Origin of the sequence: Mycobacteroides sp. H003 (genome assembly GCF_001440135.1) — a bacterium.
Lineage (GTDB): Bacteria > Actinomycetota > Actinomycetes > Mycobacteriales > Mycobacteriaceae > Mycobacterium > Mycobacterium gwanakae.
The window spans coordinates 1,222,042-1,238,342 of the sequence record NZ_LJYL01000034.1; the positions used below are offsets into that span (position 1 = coordinate 1,222,042).

The following is a 16,301-nucleotide window of genomic DNA, read 5'->3' on the forward strand; positions in this document are numbered from 1 at the left end:
CGATTCTCTCCCAGCAGATCTCAAGCTTTCATCTACGTGTGATGTGATTACGGATGGGCCTCACATTCGGACGTCCGGCGATTTCTGCACGAGCATTTCATTCCCAAATAGGCTTGGTATCAAGGTATTAGACGTTTCCAGACCGAGATCGCGGATTGTGTCCTTCATGGCGAGTCAACGTGGTTTACTCGTCGGAATCGGGTCGCGCGCGACGAGGCGTGCCGTACGTTGGCGGTGCTTCGCACATGACCGAGCCTGAGTGCCGCCGCATTCGAAGTTCGGTTATCCGTTGTGTTCACATCCGATCTGGAGATACATGTTTGTGCAGCTGACATGCTGCCGAGCGCGGAAGACAGTCGGAGGGACTCGAGATTTTCACGATCTTGAAGCGTGTGTGGATTCCGTTGGTACTCGTGGTGGTGGGAGTTGCGGGCGGATTCACCGTGTCGCGGCTGCACGGTGTCTTCGGTAATGAGCGTCGTCCCGCGTACGCCAACACCGAGCGGGAAGAGAAGCGGCCACACGACCCTAAGTACCTGATCTACGAAGTGTTCGGCCCTCCCGGCGCGGTGGCAACCATCAGCTATTTCGATGCCGACGCGGAGCCGCAGGTCATCAGGGAGGCCCTGCTGCCCTGGTCGGTGGAATTCCCGATCACCGAGGCGACGGCCATGGGTAACCTCACCGCGCAGGGCGACGCAGACAGCATCGGGTGCCGCATTCTCGTGGGTGACAAGGTCAAGGACGAGAAGATCCGATACGGCGTGAGCGCATTGACCTTCTGCATGTTGAAGGCCGCATGAGCACCCTCAATGACCCGCCGACTGAGCCGTTGCCGGTAAGTAACCGCCCGCCGTTCCTGGCGCGGATGATTCGTCGCCTCTCGATTCCGATCATCCTGGGCTGGCTGGCGATAGCTGTCATCTTGAGCATCAGTGTTCCCTCACTCGAGCAGGTCGAGAAGGAGCACGCGGTGGCGATGAATCCGGATGTGGCGCCATCATTTCAGGCAACGCAACGGATGGGCCAGCTGTTCGGTGAGTCCAATTCCAGCGTCGTGGCGATGATCGTCGTGGAGGGGCAGCAATCTCTGGGCGACGATACGCATCGCTACTACGACGAACTGATTCGTCAATTGAAATCCGACACGGCGCATGTGCAGCACGTCCAGGATTTCTGGGGCGACCAAATGACGCAGGCCGCTGCGCAAAGCCTTGATGGCAAGGCCACATATGTGCAAGTAGCCCTTACTGATCCCCGGGAGGGGGCGTCGGCGAATCAATCCGTCGAGGCGGTACGGGCCATTGTGGACCGGACACCGGCGCCGTTGGGAGTGAAGGCCTATGTGACCGGCCCGGCAGCGTTCGCCGCGGACTTGGGTCCTGCCGGCAACAGGACTGTTCTTCTGGTCACGGGTCTGAGCCTCGCGGTGATTTTCACGATGCTGCTCTTGGTCTATCGATCGGTCGTTTCCGTCATTCTCATGCTCGTTGTCGTCGGAATAGAGTTGACGGTGGCACGAGGATTCGTGGCGCTACTCGGCAACCTCGGTCTTATCGGTATCACCACGTTTGTCGTCAATCTTTTGGTGGCACTTGCCATCGCGGCAGGTACGGACTACGGCATATTCTTCACCGGGCGATATCAGGAGGCGCGCCAAGCCGGCGAGGATCGGGAGAGCGCGTTCTACACCACCTTCCGCAGTGTTGCCAAGGTGGTCCTGGGCTCGGGATTGACGATTGCCGGTGCGGTCCTCTGTCTGCACTTCACGCGGTTACCCGTCTATCAGACGTTGGGTGTAGCCACCGCCGTGGGCATGGTCGTCGCCGTGGCGGTAGCGATCACACTCGTTCCGGCAGTTATCGCGGTAGGCAGCCGCTTTGGACTGTTTGAGCCCAAGCGAAAGGTCACGGTCCGTCGATGGCGGCAGATCGGCACGGCGATCGTGCGCTGGCCGGCGCCGATCCTGGTAGCGACCTGCGCGGTGGCGCTCATCGGGCTGTTGACACTGCCCGTTTACCAGCCGAGCTACAACGACCAGAAATACATCCCACAAGACATTCCGGCCAATGTGGGCTACGCGGCAGCCTCACGTCATTTCCCGCAATCGTTGATGATGGCACCCGATGTTCTGTTGATCGAAGCCGATCACGATATGCGCAATCCTGTCGATTTTCTGGTGCTGAACAAGCTTGCCCGCGGAGTCCAGGCTGTGCCCGGTGTGTCCAGGGTGCAGGCGGTGACCCGTCCCGGAGGTGAGCCGCTCAAACACACCACCATCCCGTTCATGCTCAGCATGAGCAGCGCGAGCCAATCCCATTTGATGCCGTTTCAGAGAAATCGCATGGACGATCTGCTGGTCCAGGCGGACGACATGCTGAAGACGATCGCCATCATGAAGCGGATGCAGTCGTTGACCGAACAGATGGTGGGCACCACCCACGACATGGTCGGAACCACGCACGAACTCGAAGTGATCATGAACGAGTTGCGGGACCACGTCATGGATTTCGATGACTTCATCAGGCCGATCCGTAACTACCTCTACTGGGAAAAGCACTGCTACGACATTCCCGTTTGTCAGGCCATCCGTTCAGTCTTCGACACCCTCGACGGCGTCGACGAGGTATCTGACAAATTGGGTGACCTCGTTGCCAATCTTGATCGGTTGGACGAACTGCTTCCGCAGATGGCGGAACAGTTCCCCGTGATGATCGAGACCATGGAATCCACACGGAAAATGATGCTTTCCATGCACAGCACCATGTCGGGGATCTTCGATCAGATGGAGCAGTCGACCAGTAACTCGACTGCGATGGGTAAGGCCTTCGATGCCGCCCAGAACGATGACTCCTTCTATCTGCCTCCGGAAGTGTTCGACAACGAGGACTTCAAACGTGTGATGAACATCTTCCTGTCATCGGACGGAAAGGCCGCCCGGATGCTCATTTCGCAGCGGGGTGATCCCGCGACGCGCGAGGGCATGTCATTGGTGGATCCGATTGAGACGGCGGCGGCAGAGGCACTCAAGGGCACGCCGTTGCGAAACGCCAAGATCTATATGACGGGTACAGCCGCATCGGTCAAGGACATCGTCGACGGTTCGAAGTACGATCTGCTGATCGCGGGGGTCGCGGCGCTTTGTCTGATCTTCGGGATCATGCTGATCATGACGCGAAGCTTTGTCGCGGCACTGGTTATCGTTGGTACAGTGGCACTTTCGTTGGGTGCCGCATTCGGGCTCTCGGTGCTCATCTGGCAGAGCATCCTCGGCATTCCGTTGAACTGGGTGGTGCTGGCGATGTCCGTGATCATCTTGCTGGCGGTGGGTTCTGACTACAACCTGTTGTTGGTCTCGCGAATGAAAGAGGAACTGGGCGCGGGGATCAACACGGGGATTATTCGGGCCATGGGCGGTACCGGCAAGGTGGTGACCTCTGCGGGTTTGGTGTTCGCGTTCACCATGTTGTCGATGGTGGTCAGCGACCTTGTCACCATCGGCCAACTGGGATCGACGATCGCGATCGGTCTGTTGTTCGACACCTTGGTGGTGCGCGCGTTCATGACGCCGGCGATCGCCGCGCTGTTGGGCAGGTGGTTCTGGTGGCCGCAGCGGGTACTCCGCCGCCCAACCAGAGCACAACGGCACTCGACCGGTCCACGCCCTTTGGTGAGCTTCTTGTGGCAGAAGCAAGAGCGCTAACGGCCATGAATTCTTTTGTGTACCGATGGGCAAAGAGCACATGAGTATTCACCGGATGCCCAACAGGCCACCCTTCGTGGCGGGGCTGATCCGTCGTCTATCGGTGCCGATTGTCCTTGGCTGGTTGGCGGTCATCGCCGTGGTGACCTTTGGGGTTCCGTCACTGGAACAGGTGGGGCGGGAAAGCTCGGTATCCCTGGTTCCCCAGGCCGCGCCGTCGTTCCAGGCGATGCAGCGTATGGGTCAGGTATTCGGAGAATCGAATTCCGACAGCGTGGCGATGGTGGTGCTGGAGGGACAACAACCCCTCGGTGATGACGCACACGGCTACTACGACAACTTGATTCGCCAGTTGAGAGCCGACACCGCCCATGTGCAGCACATCCAGGACTATTGGGGCGACCCACTCACCGCGACGGGTGTAGAGAGTGCCGATGGTAAGAGCGTCTACGTCCAGGTGAACCTTGCAGGCAACCAAGGCCAGGCTCTGGCGAACCAATCGGTGGAAGCTGTCCGGGGCATCGTGGCACGGTCGACTCCGCCGATAGGGGTCCAGGTCTATGTCACGGGGCCGGCACCGTTGGTGACTGATATGAACCATGCGGGTAACACGTCGATCGTCAAGATCACCGTTGTCACGCTCGTGGTGATCCTAACGATGCTGCTCTTTGTATACCGCTCGCTGATCACCGTCATTCTCCTGCTGATCATGGTGGGAATACAGGTACAGGCCGCCCGAGGAATCGTTGCATTTCTGGGAGACCATGGCGTCATTGGGCTTTCGACATTCTCCGTGAATCTCTTGGTGTCTCTCGGTATCGCCGTGGGAACGGACTACGGCATATTCTTCACCGGGCGATACCAGGAGGCCCGACAGTCCGGCGAGGACCGGGAGACCGCGTTCTACACCACCTATAGCAGCGTCGCCAAGGTGGTCGTGGCCTCTGGACTGACGATCGCCGGTGCGATCTTCTGTCTCAGCTTCACGCGGCTGCCCTATTTCCAGACGATGGGCATTCCCGCCGCAGTGGGTATGGCCGTCGCGGTGGCGGTGGCTGTCACGTTGGTACCGGCCGTCATAGCCCTCGGCAGTCGTTTCGGACTATTCGAGCCCAAGCGGAAGATCATGGTCCGCCGCTGGCGGTGGGTTGGTACGGCGATCGTTAGGTGGCCCGGACCTATCCTCGCCGCGGCCTGCGCGGTTGGACTCACTGGCCTGCTGGCACTTCCGGGATATCAGACGAGCTATGACGACAGGCTCTATGTGCCCCGGGGCATCCCCGCCAACCTGGGGTACGCCGCCGCCGAACGTCATTTTCCCGAGTCGCGGATGACGCCCGACGTCCTGGTGCTTGAGGCAGACCACGATATGCGCAACCCGGCGGACTTCGTGGTTCTGCACAAACTGGCCAAAGGCCTGTACGCCGTTCCCGGTATCTCCATGGTGCAGAGCATTACCCGGCCAGAGGGAAGCCCTATCGAGCACACGTCGATACCGTTTCAGATCAGCCTGCAAAGTGCCGGCATGCTGCAGATCCTGCCGTTTGGAAAAGAACGCGTGGACGACATGCTGAGGCAGGCCGAAGACACGACGAAGATGATCAACCAGATGCAGCACACCTACGAGCTGATGCGCAGCATCTCCGACATCACCAACGAGACGGTCGTCATGAACCGGGAGCTGACGGCGACCGTTGATCGGCTACGCGATTACATCGCCAATTTCGACGATTTCTTCAAACCTCTACGCAACTATCTGTACTGGGAGAAACACTGCGAGACCATCCCGATCTGTTTCGCCATCAGATCGGTGTTTCAGGCCCTCGACGGCACCGACCAGCTCAGCCTTCGGACACACCAGATCCTGGAACGCGTGGAGCAGATGAACGGGTACCAGCGGGACCTGATCGCCCTTTTCCCGCCGATGATCACGACCATGAAGGCAATGCGCGCCATGATGCTGACGATGCACAGCACCATGTCGGGGATCTTTTCTCTCATCGACAAGACGGCTGCGAATGCGACCGCGATGGGAAAGATCTATGACGGCGCCCAGAACGATGACTCCTTCTATCTGCCTCCGGAGGTGTTCGAGAACGAAGACTTCAAACATGCGATGTCCCTATTCTTTTCACCAGATGGAAAGGCGGTACGTCTGATCCTGACGTATCGGGGTGACCCGGGGACGCCGGAAGGACTGTCGCGGGTAGATGCGGTGCGGACGGCAGCCGAGGAGGCGCTCAAGGTAACTCCGTTGGAGAATGCGCAGATTCAACTCGCTGGGACCGCCGCGACGTTCAAAGACCTACGTGACGGGTCCGCATACGATCTGCTGATCGCGGGGGTCGCGGCGCTTTGTCTGATCTTCGGGATCATGCTGATCATGACGCGAAGTTTTGTCGCGGCACTGGTTATCGTTGGTACAGTGGCACTTTCGTTGGGTGCCGCATTCGGGCTCTCGGTGCTCATCTGGCAGAGCATCCTCGGCATCGAACTGCATTGGCTGGTGCTGGCGATGTCCGTGATTATCTTGCTGGCGGTGGGTTCTGACTACAACCTGTTGTTGGTCTCGCGAATGAAAGAGGAACTGGGCGCGGGAATCAACACGGGGATTATTCGGGCCATGGGCGGTACCGGCAAGGTGGTGACCTCTGCGGGTTTGGTGTTCGCGTTCACCATGTTGTCGATGGTGGTCAGCGACCTTGTGATTGGGCAGGTTGGTTCCACGATCGGGATCGGTCTGTTGTTCGACACCTTGGTGGTGCGCGCGTTCATGACGCCGGCGATCGCCGCGCTGTTGGGCAGGTGGTTCTGGTGGCCGCAGCGGGTACTTCGCCGCCCCTCCAGAGTGCAGCGAGACGTGGAAAGACCCCGCCCCCTGGTGATGCAAGATGCCTGACTTTGGATTACGAAAAATATTGGTAAGAAAGGAAGTACGTATATGTTCTCTGTGTCGCTTGCTCGAGTGTCCGTAGGGTTGGGAGCACTGGCGTTGTCGCTGACCGCGGCGGCCGGGATCGCATCCGCGGATCCTGACCTGGATTTGGCCATCAACACCACGTGTAGCTATCCGCAAGTGGTGGCGGCCCTCAATGCGCAGGATCCGCAATTCGGAAAGGCGTTGTCCCAATCGCCGATACTGCAACGCGGATTACGCGAATTCCTTGCGGCCGGGCCAGAAAAGCGGGCACAGACGGCTCAAGACGTGGCGAATGCACCGGCCTTTCAGCCCTACCTGGGAGCGATGGAACAGGCCTACCGCACCTGCCACAACTTCTGACCCGCAAGGATCGCCCGTTCGGCGCGACCGCACGTGGCGCAGAAATCCGTCAGTGGATCTCGCCGATCAAACCGAAATCGGCCAGGGTGAGCTCGGCCAGTTCACGCAGGGACTCTTTGGTGTTCGTGGCGCCCGGCTGGTAGGCGCCGACACTGATGAAGATCTTGCCGTTGAGGCGCCCGGAGAGTATGAACATGCGACCACCTGTGCGCTCGAGTAGCTGTCGTCTCTCGCGTTGCCCGGTGGCTCGTGCGTTCTGGAAATCGGCGAGTGTTCCGGCGGGATAGCCGATCATTGAGCTGAGATCGCCGAGATACGAACAGAACACCGACTGATCGGGATCAGCGGGCATCCTGGCGACCATCCGTTGGAGCGTCCGTTTCGGTGCGAACGAGGGCAACCACAGGAGCTGTTTGGACTCGTCGGGCGTCTCCCTCAGGACGGTCAGCGTCTTTTTGATGGCAGACCGGACATCGCGTAGATCCGTTGTGAGCGAGGTTGGGTCAATGCTGACGCGGGCATAGGAAAGTGCCATGGCACGGGTGTCGTCCTCAGTGCGCTCGCTGATCGGGATCTGCAGGGTCACTGTGCCGCCGTCTGCGCGTCGCCGCCCGATTCGCTCCCCGAACCGCGCGGCAAAGGCGGCGGCAAGCGTATGGCTCGCCCCGGCGAGGACGTTCGCGCGGGCATCCCAGGCATCCAAGCTCACGTAGATCGTGAGGGCCGGTACGAGAACAACTTCATCGGCCTTGTCCGGCTCGACAGCGACGGGTCGAGGTGCCGGCACACGGTCCGATTGCCTATCGCGCGCCTGCTTTCGGCCGAGCTTCACCGCCGCCACCAGAGCTTTCGCGACCTGAGGTACGTCACGCGCGGTCTGTCGCGCATCCTGACCCAATGCTCGTAGCCGGGTGCGCGATTGTGGCAGCGGATAGCCAAGATCGCGGGTCTTGCCCAGGGCCGCTTCAACTATCACAAGCGCCAGCCCGAGTCCATCGATCAGATTGTGCGAGAGCACCAGGCTGATCGCGGTCGTTCCGTCGTCGAGAGGCTGGACACCGATATGCCAGCCGGGGCCTGCCTCGGGGTCGATGCGCATCTGCGAACGTGCATCGACCCAGTCGCTGAACTCGCTGCGGGGCCGTGCGTGTTGAACGACATCGATATCGGACGCCCCCCGGTCCTCCACCCAGCGATGCCGGGCGATCGACAGTGCGGGGCGTTCGATGCGTCGGCCCAACAGGCCCCGACCGAGATTGTGATGAAAGCGCCGTAACGCCTCGAGGTCGACGGCGTGGCTGTAGAGCCAGGTCACCTGAATGATCACGTTCATGCCCGCGGCGTGATGCTCAGCCAATAGGGCCTCGTCTGCCAGGGCCAGCCGATTATCCAGCCGTACAGTAGCTTTGGCCTTCTTCCGGTCGCCGAGAGACTTTCGCACCCGATGTAACTGCCCAGGCACCAGTCCGACTCCTTCATTCCTAGCTATGCGTTTGCGGTTTCGCGTGGTGGGCGACAATGGGTTTGACGACGCGCGTACTCCAGATTGCGGTGCACGCTGCGAGTTGCCCAGCCGAGCTTGATCAACCGGATTGATCGGGAGCCTAGCTGTTCGGTGGACATGTTGTGGTGAAATCTTTTTCGCCGAGGGCGCCGGAATATCTGACGGACGCATGGACCCAGATCTAGGACCTGGTACACAGACAAGTAACTGTGTCGTCATTGCATTTTTCATGCCCTGCAGCGCATTTGATTTCACGACTGTCCTGCCGTACACCGCCGCTGTGATCCATGATGTTCTACGTGGAGAACAGAGCCCGCGATATCTCGTGCATGCCTCGGGGCGGCCCGGATGCTTCCTGGCTGGACAGGCGGTTACAGACCGGACGTCTGGAGTATCTGGACCGCGATGACGTCGATGATCTCAAGAGCAAGGTCATGTGCTCGCTCGATCGTGCGGGGCGGCGACGGTGGATAGGTATCCACGAGAAGTGTGCCCGCATGGCGCTACGCGAGGTCGCCGATGTGAACTCTCCGAAGATCCTTGAACTTGGTGCGGGTCTTGGTGGATTGTCACGCAAGTTGTTGGACATGCACCCAGCGGCCCTGGTGACGATTACCGACATCGACCCCAGCTTCGTGGCCGCGGCGGCCGCCAGTGATCTCGGCAGCCACCCCCGCGCCACGGTGCGGGAGATGGATGCCACCGCGATCGACTCCCCGAACGGCCATTACGACCTTGCGATATTCGCGTTGTCGCTACATCATCTTTCGCCCGATCTCGCTGCTCGAGTGTTCGCATCGGGAACCCGTGCGGCGAGGAAGCTCTTGATCGTGGACCTGCCCAGGCCGCCGGTCCCCCTTCATATCGCGTTGTTGGCAGTGGTGCTACCCCTTGTCAGGCTCTCGCCACTGCAGCACGACGGCTTCATCAGCTCCCTACGCGCCTACAGCCCGTCCGCGCTGCGCGCGCTGGCCCATCACGCAGATCCGGACATCGCCGTCGAGTTTCGGACTAGACGGGGGCTGGGCCCGACGGTGATGGTTGCCAGTCGCGCTGGGCAAAACGATTGAGAAACAAGGAAGAATTCATGATTCGATGTGCGGCAGTCAATTACGTCTTGAGACGGGCGGTCTTGTGACCTCGGCTGGTCAGTCCCGCCCCGTGATTTTGTTTGTCATGGGTATGGCCCGATCCGGGACATCGGCGATAACCCGTGCTTTGTCCCTGTGCGGCGGCGCGCTCCCGTCAGCCCTGGCGGGTGCGAACCCGGCCAATCCACGAGGATATTGGGAACCACGCAAAGTCATCATCCTCAACGAGAGGATTCTGCATCGCAACGGCAGCTCGAGATTCGACACGACGTTGCGTCTGCAAGAAAAGGGCGCGTTCGATGCCGGTGAAAGGGCAACCTGTATCGCCGAGATCCGGACATACCTGGGGACGTTGCCGTCGGCGCCAGTGATTATCGTCAAGGACCCGAGGATAAATCTGCTGTCGGATATGTGGTTCGAAGCAGCAGATCTGGCCGGTTTCGATGTCGCGACGGTGATAGCAGTGCGCCACCCAACGGAGGTCATTGCCTCGGTTGCCGCCCAGGCCGCCGCCTCGCCGGAGTTCTCGAGCGCGCTATGGCTCAAGTTCAATCTGTTGGCCGAGGCATGTACACGCGATGTGCCGCGGGTGTTCGTGGGGTACACGAACCTCCTCGAGGACTGGCGCCGGGAGATGAAACGTACTTCGTTAGCGCTCGGGCTCGACTTAGACGCCAGGGACGAGGCCGCGATAGAGGATTTCCTGGAAACCGACCTTCGGCGCCAGAAGTACAGCGGGCCCGTCACAGAGCCCTTCGGCACGGACTGGATGTCGGTGGTGTACGAAACGCTCTGCGCGGCCGCTGCCGACGAGCCCTGGGAGCCGTCGGTATTGGACCAGGTCTTGGACGCGTATCGGACGAGCGAACGAGGTTTCCGGGCGATGCTCGAGGATTTCCAGCGATTCCACAAGCTCAGCCGGCGCACTCGCCCGTCGATGATGAAGTTGATCTACGAAGTCATGGCGACGGCCAACGGGCGCAGTGGGACATGGGCCTGACACGAGCGAATCTCGTATCGAGCCGTCTATTCAGGCAATACCGTTGACTACCTGAATCATTCCAGCGACTGAGAAAATAGCAATCAGCATCTGGCGCCGGTGTGCGAGTGCCCAGTCGTGCAATGGCCTTAGTACCGCAAGGGTTTTGGTAGGTGCAACGAGATAGCTGACGAGCGTGATCTCGACAACCGTGAACATTCCGAAGACGAACAGGATGACGGCGATGACCTGGGTACCGATCGGGGTACCAGAGGCCACTATGGGAGTGAGTACGAAGATCACCAACATGGGCGGCGGTAGCCCGGCGAGGCCAAAAACGAACGCAACCCACAGGGCCCCGTCTTCCCAGGCCTTTTGAAGGCGGTAGAGAAGTCTGCGGAACACCGAACCACCCGCCGCGGTCTCACTCTGGGGTGTGCCGAACGGCGATGTGATGTGGTGGGCCATATCCGAGTCGTGTGGCTGAGCGGAGGTGTCGCCTGTCATTGCGCCCACGCGTGACCGCTCACGAAGTGACCGTACGACCATCAGTGCGGATATCGACAGCATGAGGACACCCATGCTGAGGTTGATGAGCCGCGTGGTGATGCTGTTGCCCGGTGTGGCCATATTCTCCACAAAGGTGCGAAACGACGGCGCTATGTGCAGCACCATCAGCGGAATCAGTAGGCCGGCAAGACTGACGATGGTGCTGCCGATCCAGTAGGCCGCCAGATTCTGTACCGGCTGAGGGCGCGAGATCATCAAGACGATGATGGCAAGAAGTACCGGATTGACCGCGAACATGATCGCCATCGCGAGCAGTAGACCCCACACGGCCCGGAACACTACCCAGGTGGCCGCAATTTCTCGGCAGAATTGGGAACCGAGTGGGCCGGCAACCCCGCTGAATAATTTGGCGAACCGTTGTGCCCGAATGAATTTCGCGCAAGTATCGGGCTTTTGGTTCCTCAGATACCGCCCAGGCCGTGAATCAGAAGTGATATCCCAGCCACTATGCACATGGCTACCAGAATCTTTCGACGATGAGCCAACGCCCAGTCATGCAGCAGTTGCACAACCACTTGGGTTTTCGCGGGCGCGACAAGATAGCTGACCAGGGTGAGCTCCACGATCGCCAGCACCCCGACGATGAAAACGGCAGCCACGGCGATCTGTGTCCCGACTGCGGCACCGGAGGTCACCAGAATGGCGATAAGGAACAGGCCCGCGTCGGGTTCGATACCGCCGAGGAGTAGGCCGATCAGGAAGGCGACCCATAACGAACCGCTCTCCCAGGCGTTGGTGGCCCGGCGCACCAATCGTTGGAGCAGCGAGCCGCCGTCAGTCGGCGCGTCTCCCGCACGCCCCAGGAGCCGCGAGATCGGGTTCTGGGTAGGAAGATTCGTCTGGGGTGCTGCCGCGGTTGCACTCGTTGCCCCCTGAAGCTGGAGCTGGCGGCCACGCAGCAGTGGCCGCGATGCGATGAGTGCAGCGACCGACAGTGCCAGCACTCCCATGCCGAGTTGGACGTGCCGAATGGTGGGGCTTCCCGCCACACCTTGTGCGAATGATCTAAACATCGGTGTGACATGCAGAAGTGTCAACGGAACCACTACGGCGGGGATGCAGCCGATGAGACAGCCCGCCCAATAAATCAGCAGATTCTGCACAGGCTGCGGCCGCGAGATCACGAGGAGGGTGATGCCCAGTCGTATCGGATTCAGGGCGACCAATACCACGAGCGCTAGCACCGATCCCCACACGTACAAAGACACTACGCGGTAGGTTCGTCGTCTGGGGTTCCTTTGAAAGCTGTTCTGTGGCGCCCGGTCACAATCCCATGGCAAGCGGTGCGCGTTCTCCGGACCCAGAGTCTCGTAGGGGAGATGTGAATGACGGCGGTTACCAGTACATGCCGACTGTGCGGCTCGACGGGTCCTCATCGAACCCTTGAGATACGCGAAATGATGTTTGGCACCCGTGAGGTGTTCGAGTACTTCAGTTGCGCCGCGTGTGACACGTTGCAGATGGTCGACGTGCTGCAGGGCGAAGAGCTCATGCGGCATTACCCGCAGACCTATTACTCGCACAACGGATCGGCCCAGCCGAAGGTATTTCAATGGTTGGTCACGCAGCGCGACAGATTCAAATTACGCAGTGGTGGAAGAGTATTCGGTCCTGTTATGACCTCCCCCATACCGGAGGGCATCTTCCGAGTGCTGCTGGGCGGGGATGCTGTCAAGATGCTCGCCGGGCTCGGAATTGAACGTGATGCGCGGATCCTGGATGTTGGATGTGGAAGCGGCGCGCTGCTCGACAGGCTGGCACGGGTCGGCTTCGTCAGCCTGCTCGGCGCGGATCCTTTCATCGCCGAAGATGGTGAGTCGCGTGAACGGATACCGCTCCTGAAGCGCTATTTACGTGACGTACCAGGTGAATTCGACCTCATTATGTTCAACCATTCGCTCGAACACATGCCCGATCCGGTGGCCACACTCGAGGTAGCGTCCAAGAAGCTGGCCGTCGGCGGCACATGCCTGGCCAGGGTGCCCACAACGTCATCGGAGGCGTGGTCCATATACGGGGCTGACTGGGTGCAGGCCGATGCGCCTCGGCACATGGTCATACCGTCGCGTCAGGGAATGGCGCTCGCTGCCGAGCGTGCCGGTCTGCGAGTGGATCAGACATTTGACGATTCAACTTTCGGTCAGTTCACCGGGAGCGAGGCCTATCGGGATGATGTTCCGGTCACCGACCCCAAGATCCTTCGCATGTTCCATCCCAAACAGATCTGGGAATGGGAGAAGCGGGCCACGCAGCTCAATCAGCAGAACCGTGGTGACCAGACCGGCTTTGTGCTGCGGCTCAAATGATCTGAATCTGTACGTCTTGTCTAGAGATGCGATCGTATTCCTTTGCTACTCAAACGATTCAGGTCAATTGAAGGCGATCCGACGAGCGCCGATGATTCCGGCCAGACATCTTTGGATTGTCGCTGGAGCTGGCCTGTAGCGGCCGAGGATCATCCGTAAGGTCCGCCCCGGCGCGAGAGGTTGTTGAGGTGCAGCCCAAATCTCTTGAATTGAAAGACGATAACGGAGGCACCGGGATATGCTGCCGGGCGGTTGAGCTGTGGCGAGGCTCCCGCTCTCATTCCGCAGGAACACTGGATGTGAAGGGCTCTGCGATGAAATTCGTACTGTCATTCTATGGCACACGCGGCGATGTCGAGCCGGGCGTGGCCGTCGGCCGCGAGCTCCTACGCCGTGGGCATGAGGTACGCATGGTCGTTCCGCCCGACCTAGTCGGCTTTGCGGAGGCGGCCGGACTCTCGGCGGTCGCCTGTGGACCAGATGTTCGAGTATGGCAGGACGTGAATCGCGACTTCTGGGCGCGCTTCTTGCGGAATTTCTGGAAGAACTTCTGGCGCATCCGGGATCTCCGGGAGCTGCTCCGCGAAGACTGGCGATTCTTGGTTCAGTGTTGGGAGGACGTCAGTACAACACTGAGATCGCAGGCGGCGGATGCCGACTTGCTTTTCACGGGTGTCCTCGGTGAGGAGTCGGCCGGCAACGTCGCGGAGTACTACTCCCTTCCGTTCGCCACGCTACACGTGTTTCCGATTCGCGCGAACGGCCAGCTCGTCCCGGGACTACCTGCGCGGCTTGGCCGGTCGATTATGCGGCTGTCTGAGTGGCTGGGCTGGCCGATGTTCAAGAGGCTCGAGGACCCACAGCGTCGCTCGCTGGGCCTCCCCAAGGCCACCGGACCTTCGCCGTGGCGGATCGCGGAGCGTGGTTCTTTGGAGATCCAGGCCTACGACGAGGTCTGTATGCCTGGTCTGGCCGACGAATGGGCCCAATACGATGGTCGACGGCCCTTCGTCGGTGCACTGACACTCGATCTACCAACAGACTCCGATACCGAAGTGGCCTCGTGGATAGAGGCGGGAAGACCGCCCATTTGCTTCGGCTTCGGCAGCATGCCCGTCGAATCTGCCGCCGAGACACTGGCCATGATTAGCGCGGTATGTGATCAGTTGGGAGAGCGGGCGCTGGTGTGCGCCGGCGGAAGTGATTTCAGCGGTGTCTCACTTGTCGGGAACGTCAAAGTGGTTGCCGCGATGAACTACACCGCGGTCTTTCCGGCATGCCGCGCGGTGGTGCATCACGGCGGCGCCGGCACCACCGCCGCGAGTCTGCGGGCGGGAGTCCCCACGTTGGTTCTTTCGACGGATCTCGATCAGACGCTGTGGGGAGCGCGGGTAAAGCGGCTGAGAGTGGGTACCGCCCGCCGCTTCTCGGCCACCACCGAGAAGACTCTGCTCGCCGACCTGCGGACCATCCTCGACTCGCAGTACGCCACGCGGGCGCGCGAGGTCGCTACCCGAATGACCGGAGTCGCCGAAAGCCCGGTGACCGCCGCCGATCTGCTGGAAGATTTCGTCCGCCTCAAGCGGGCCGGCTGATGCCCCGATGAAGTTTGTACTGGCGAGCTACGGGACACGCGGCGATATCGAGCCGTGCGTCGCGGTCGGCCGTGAGTTGTTGCGCCGGGGCCATGACGTGCAGATGGCCGTCCCACCCGATCTCATCGCCTTTGTGGAAGCAGCCGGACCTACCGCGGTCGCCTACGGCCCGGATCTGCAGGCAGTTCTGGACGCACATCGCGATTTCTGGACGCACTTCTTTCGTAATTTCTGGAAGGTCCGAGATCTGATCAGGATGCGCCGTGAGGTCGTGGAGCCCTTCCTGCAATGTTGGAAGGACATCGTCGCGACGCTGACATCGTTGGCGCAGGGAGCTGACGTGCTCTTTACCGGCGTCAATTTCGAGGACGCAGCGGGGAATGTGGCGGAGTACTACGACATTCCGCTGGCCACGCTGCATTTCTTTCCGTTGCGGGCCAACGGGCGGTTCCTACCTTTACTGCCCGCGCCGTTGGGCCGATTGACGATGAGGCTCGGCGAGTGGCTGGCATGGCAGAACGCGAAGAAGGTCGAGGGGGTACAGCGCGGTGAGCTGGCGCTGCCGCGAGCCACGGCGCCCTCACCGTGGCGAATCACCGCACGTGGATCGCTGGAGATCCAGGCCTATGACCGGGTCTGTTTTCCTGGCCTCGCCGAGGAATGGGCGGAGCATGAGGGCCGGAGGCCCTTCGTCGGTGCGCTGACACTGGATTTACCAACAGATTTCGATGATGAGGTGGCTTCGTGGGTCGCTGCCGGGACGCCACCGATCTTCTTCGGCTTCGGCAGCCTGCCGGTGGAATCTGCCGCCCAGACGCTTGCGATGATCAGTTCGGCGTGTGAGGAGTTGGGCGAGCGGGCGTTGGTGTGTTCTGCCGGGTCTGATTTCAGTCGGGTGCTGTCCGCAGAGAACATCAAGGTGGTGGACGCGATGAACTACTCAGCGGTCTTTCCGGTCTGCCGCGCAGTGGTGCACCACGGCGGTACCGGGACAACCGCTGCGGGCCTGCGGGCAGGAGTTCCCACGTTGATCCTCTCCACAGACCTCGATCAGACGTTGTGGGGTACACGTGTCAAACGATTGAAAGTGGGTACCGCCCGGCGTTTCTCGACCACGACTGCGAAGACGTTGGTGACCGACCTACGCACAATTCTCGAACCGCACTGTGTGGATCGTGCCAGGGAGGTCGCCACCCGCATGACCAGGCCTGCTGAAAGTGTCATGGCCGCAGCAGATTTCGTTGAAGGCCTGGCCAGGAGTAGTCGGCGGTGA

General features: G+C 60.5%; 12 protein-coding genes. 9 read left to right on the forward strand and 3 right to left on the reverse strand.

Annotation, left to right across the window (positions count from 1 at the left end):
* Positions 1-392 precede the first annotated feature (392 nt).
* From AOT87_RS26025 to AOT87_RS26040, 4 genes are read left to right on the forward strand one after another with little or no spacing between them, the layout of a single operon-like run.
* The gene (locus tag AOT87_RS26025) at positions 393-803 is read left to right on the forward strand and encodes an MmpS family transport accessory protein (protein WP_081343249.1); all 411 of its coding nucleotides are present in this window, start codon (positions 393-395) and stop codon (positions 801-803) included.
* The gene (locus tag AOT87_RS26030; RefSeq protein ID WP_081343250.1) at positions 800-3,703 is read left to right on the forward strand and encodes an RND family transporter; all 2,904 of its coding nucleotides are present in this window, start codon (positions 800-802) and stop codon (positions 3,701-3,703) included. The genes AOT87_RS26025 and AOT87_RS26030 overlap by 4 nt, the downstream gene beginning before the upstream one ends.
* A gap of 40 nt (positions 3,704-3,743) precedes the next feature.
* Positions 3,744-6,602: an RND family transporter gene (locus AOT87_RS26035; protein ID WP_057980226.1), complete on the forward strand. Its 2,859-nt coding sequence runs from the start codon at positions 3,744-3,746 to the stop codon at positions 6,600-6,602.
* Between the two features lie 42 nt (positions 6,603-6,644).
* Complete coding sequence (locus tag AOT87_RS26040) at positions 6,645-6,983, forward strand: hemophore-related protein (RefSeq protein ID WP_057967565.1); 339 nt, start codon at positions 6,645-6,647, stop codon at positions 6,981-6,983.
* 49 nt (positions 6,984-7,032) lie between these two features.
* Here the strand turns inward: AOT87_RS26040 and AOT87_RS26045 are convergent, their stop codons facing one another.
* A complete protein-coding gene (locus AOT87_RS26045) occupies positions 7,033-8,445 on the reverse strand; it encodes a hypothetical protein (RefSeq protein ID WP_057967566.1) in 1,413 nt (470 codons plus the stop codon).
* A 332-nt stretch (positions 8,446-8,777) separates the two neighbouring features.
* On the opposite strand from AOT87_RS26045, the gene AOT87_RS26050 reads away from it, so the two are divergent.
* A complete protein-coding gene (locus AOT87_RS26050; protein WP_057967634.1) occupies positions 8,778-9,557 on the forward strand; it encodes a methyltransferase domain-containing protein in 780 nt (259 codons plus the stop codon).
* Positions 9,558-9,582: 25 nt separating this feature from the next.
* Positions 9,583-10,578, forward strand: a complete 996-nt coding sequence (locus AOT87_RS26055; protein ID WP_234795786.1) for a sulfotransferase family protein — start codon at positions 9,583-9,585, stop codon at positions 10,576-10,578.
* A gap of 30 nt (positions 10,579-10,608) precedes the next feature.
* On the opposite strand, the gene AOT87_RS26060 is transcribed toward AOT87_RS26055, so the two are convergent.
* Both AOT87_RS26060 and AOT87_RS26065 read right to left on the reverse strand, forming a co-directional pair.
* Positions 10,609-11,394: a GAP family protein gene (locus tag AOT87_RS26060; RefSeq protein WP_057967636.1), complete on the reverse strand. Its 786-nt coding sequence runs from the start codon at positions 11,392-11,394 to the stop codon at positions 10,609-10,611.
* A 134-nt stretch (positions 11,395-11,528) separates the two neighbouring features.
* Positions 11,529-12,323 (reverse strand): GAP family protein, encoded by a 795-nt coding sequence (locus AOT87_RS26065; protein WP_057967567.1) that lies wholly within the window; start codon positions 12,321-12,323, stop codon positions 11,529-11,531.
* A 129-nt stretch (positions 12,324-12,452) separates the two neighbouring features.
* On the opposite strand from AOT87_RS26065, the gene AOT87_RS26070 reads away from it, so the two are divergent.
* The 3 genes from AOT87_RS26070 (at position 12,453) to AOT87_RS26080 (ending at position 16,301) form a co-directional block, all read left to right on the forward strand.
* Entirely contained in the window at positions 12,453-13,433 is a 981-nt protein-coding gene (locus AOT87_RS26070; RefSeq protein ID WP_057967568.1) for a class I SAM-dependent methyltransferase, read from the forward strand.
* A gap of 314 nt (positions 13,434-13,747) precedes the next feature.
* On the forward strand, positions 13,748-15,028 hold the full coding sequence (locus AOT87_RS26075) for a glycosyltransferase (RefSeq protein ID WP_057967569.1): 1,281 nt from the start codon (positions 13,748-13,750) through the stop codon (positions 15,026-15,028).
* A 7-nt stretch (positions 15,029-15,035) separates the two neighbouring features.
* Positions 15,036-16,301 carry a glycosyltransferase gene (locus AOT87_RS26080; protein WP_057967570.1) on the forward strand — a complete coding sequence of 422 codons (1,266 nt, stop codon included), beginning with the start codon at positions 15,036-15,038 and terminating at the stop codon, positions 16,299-16,301.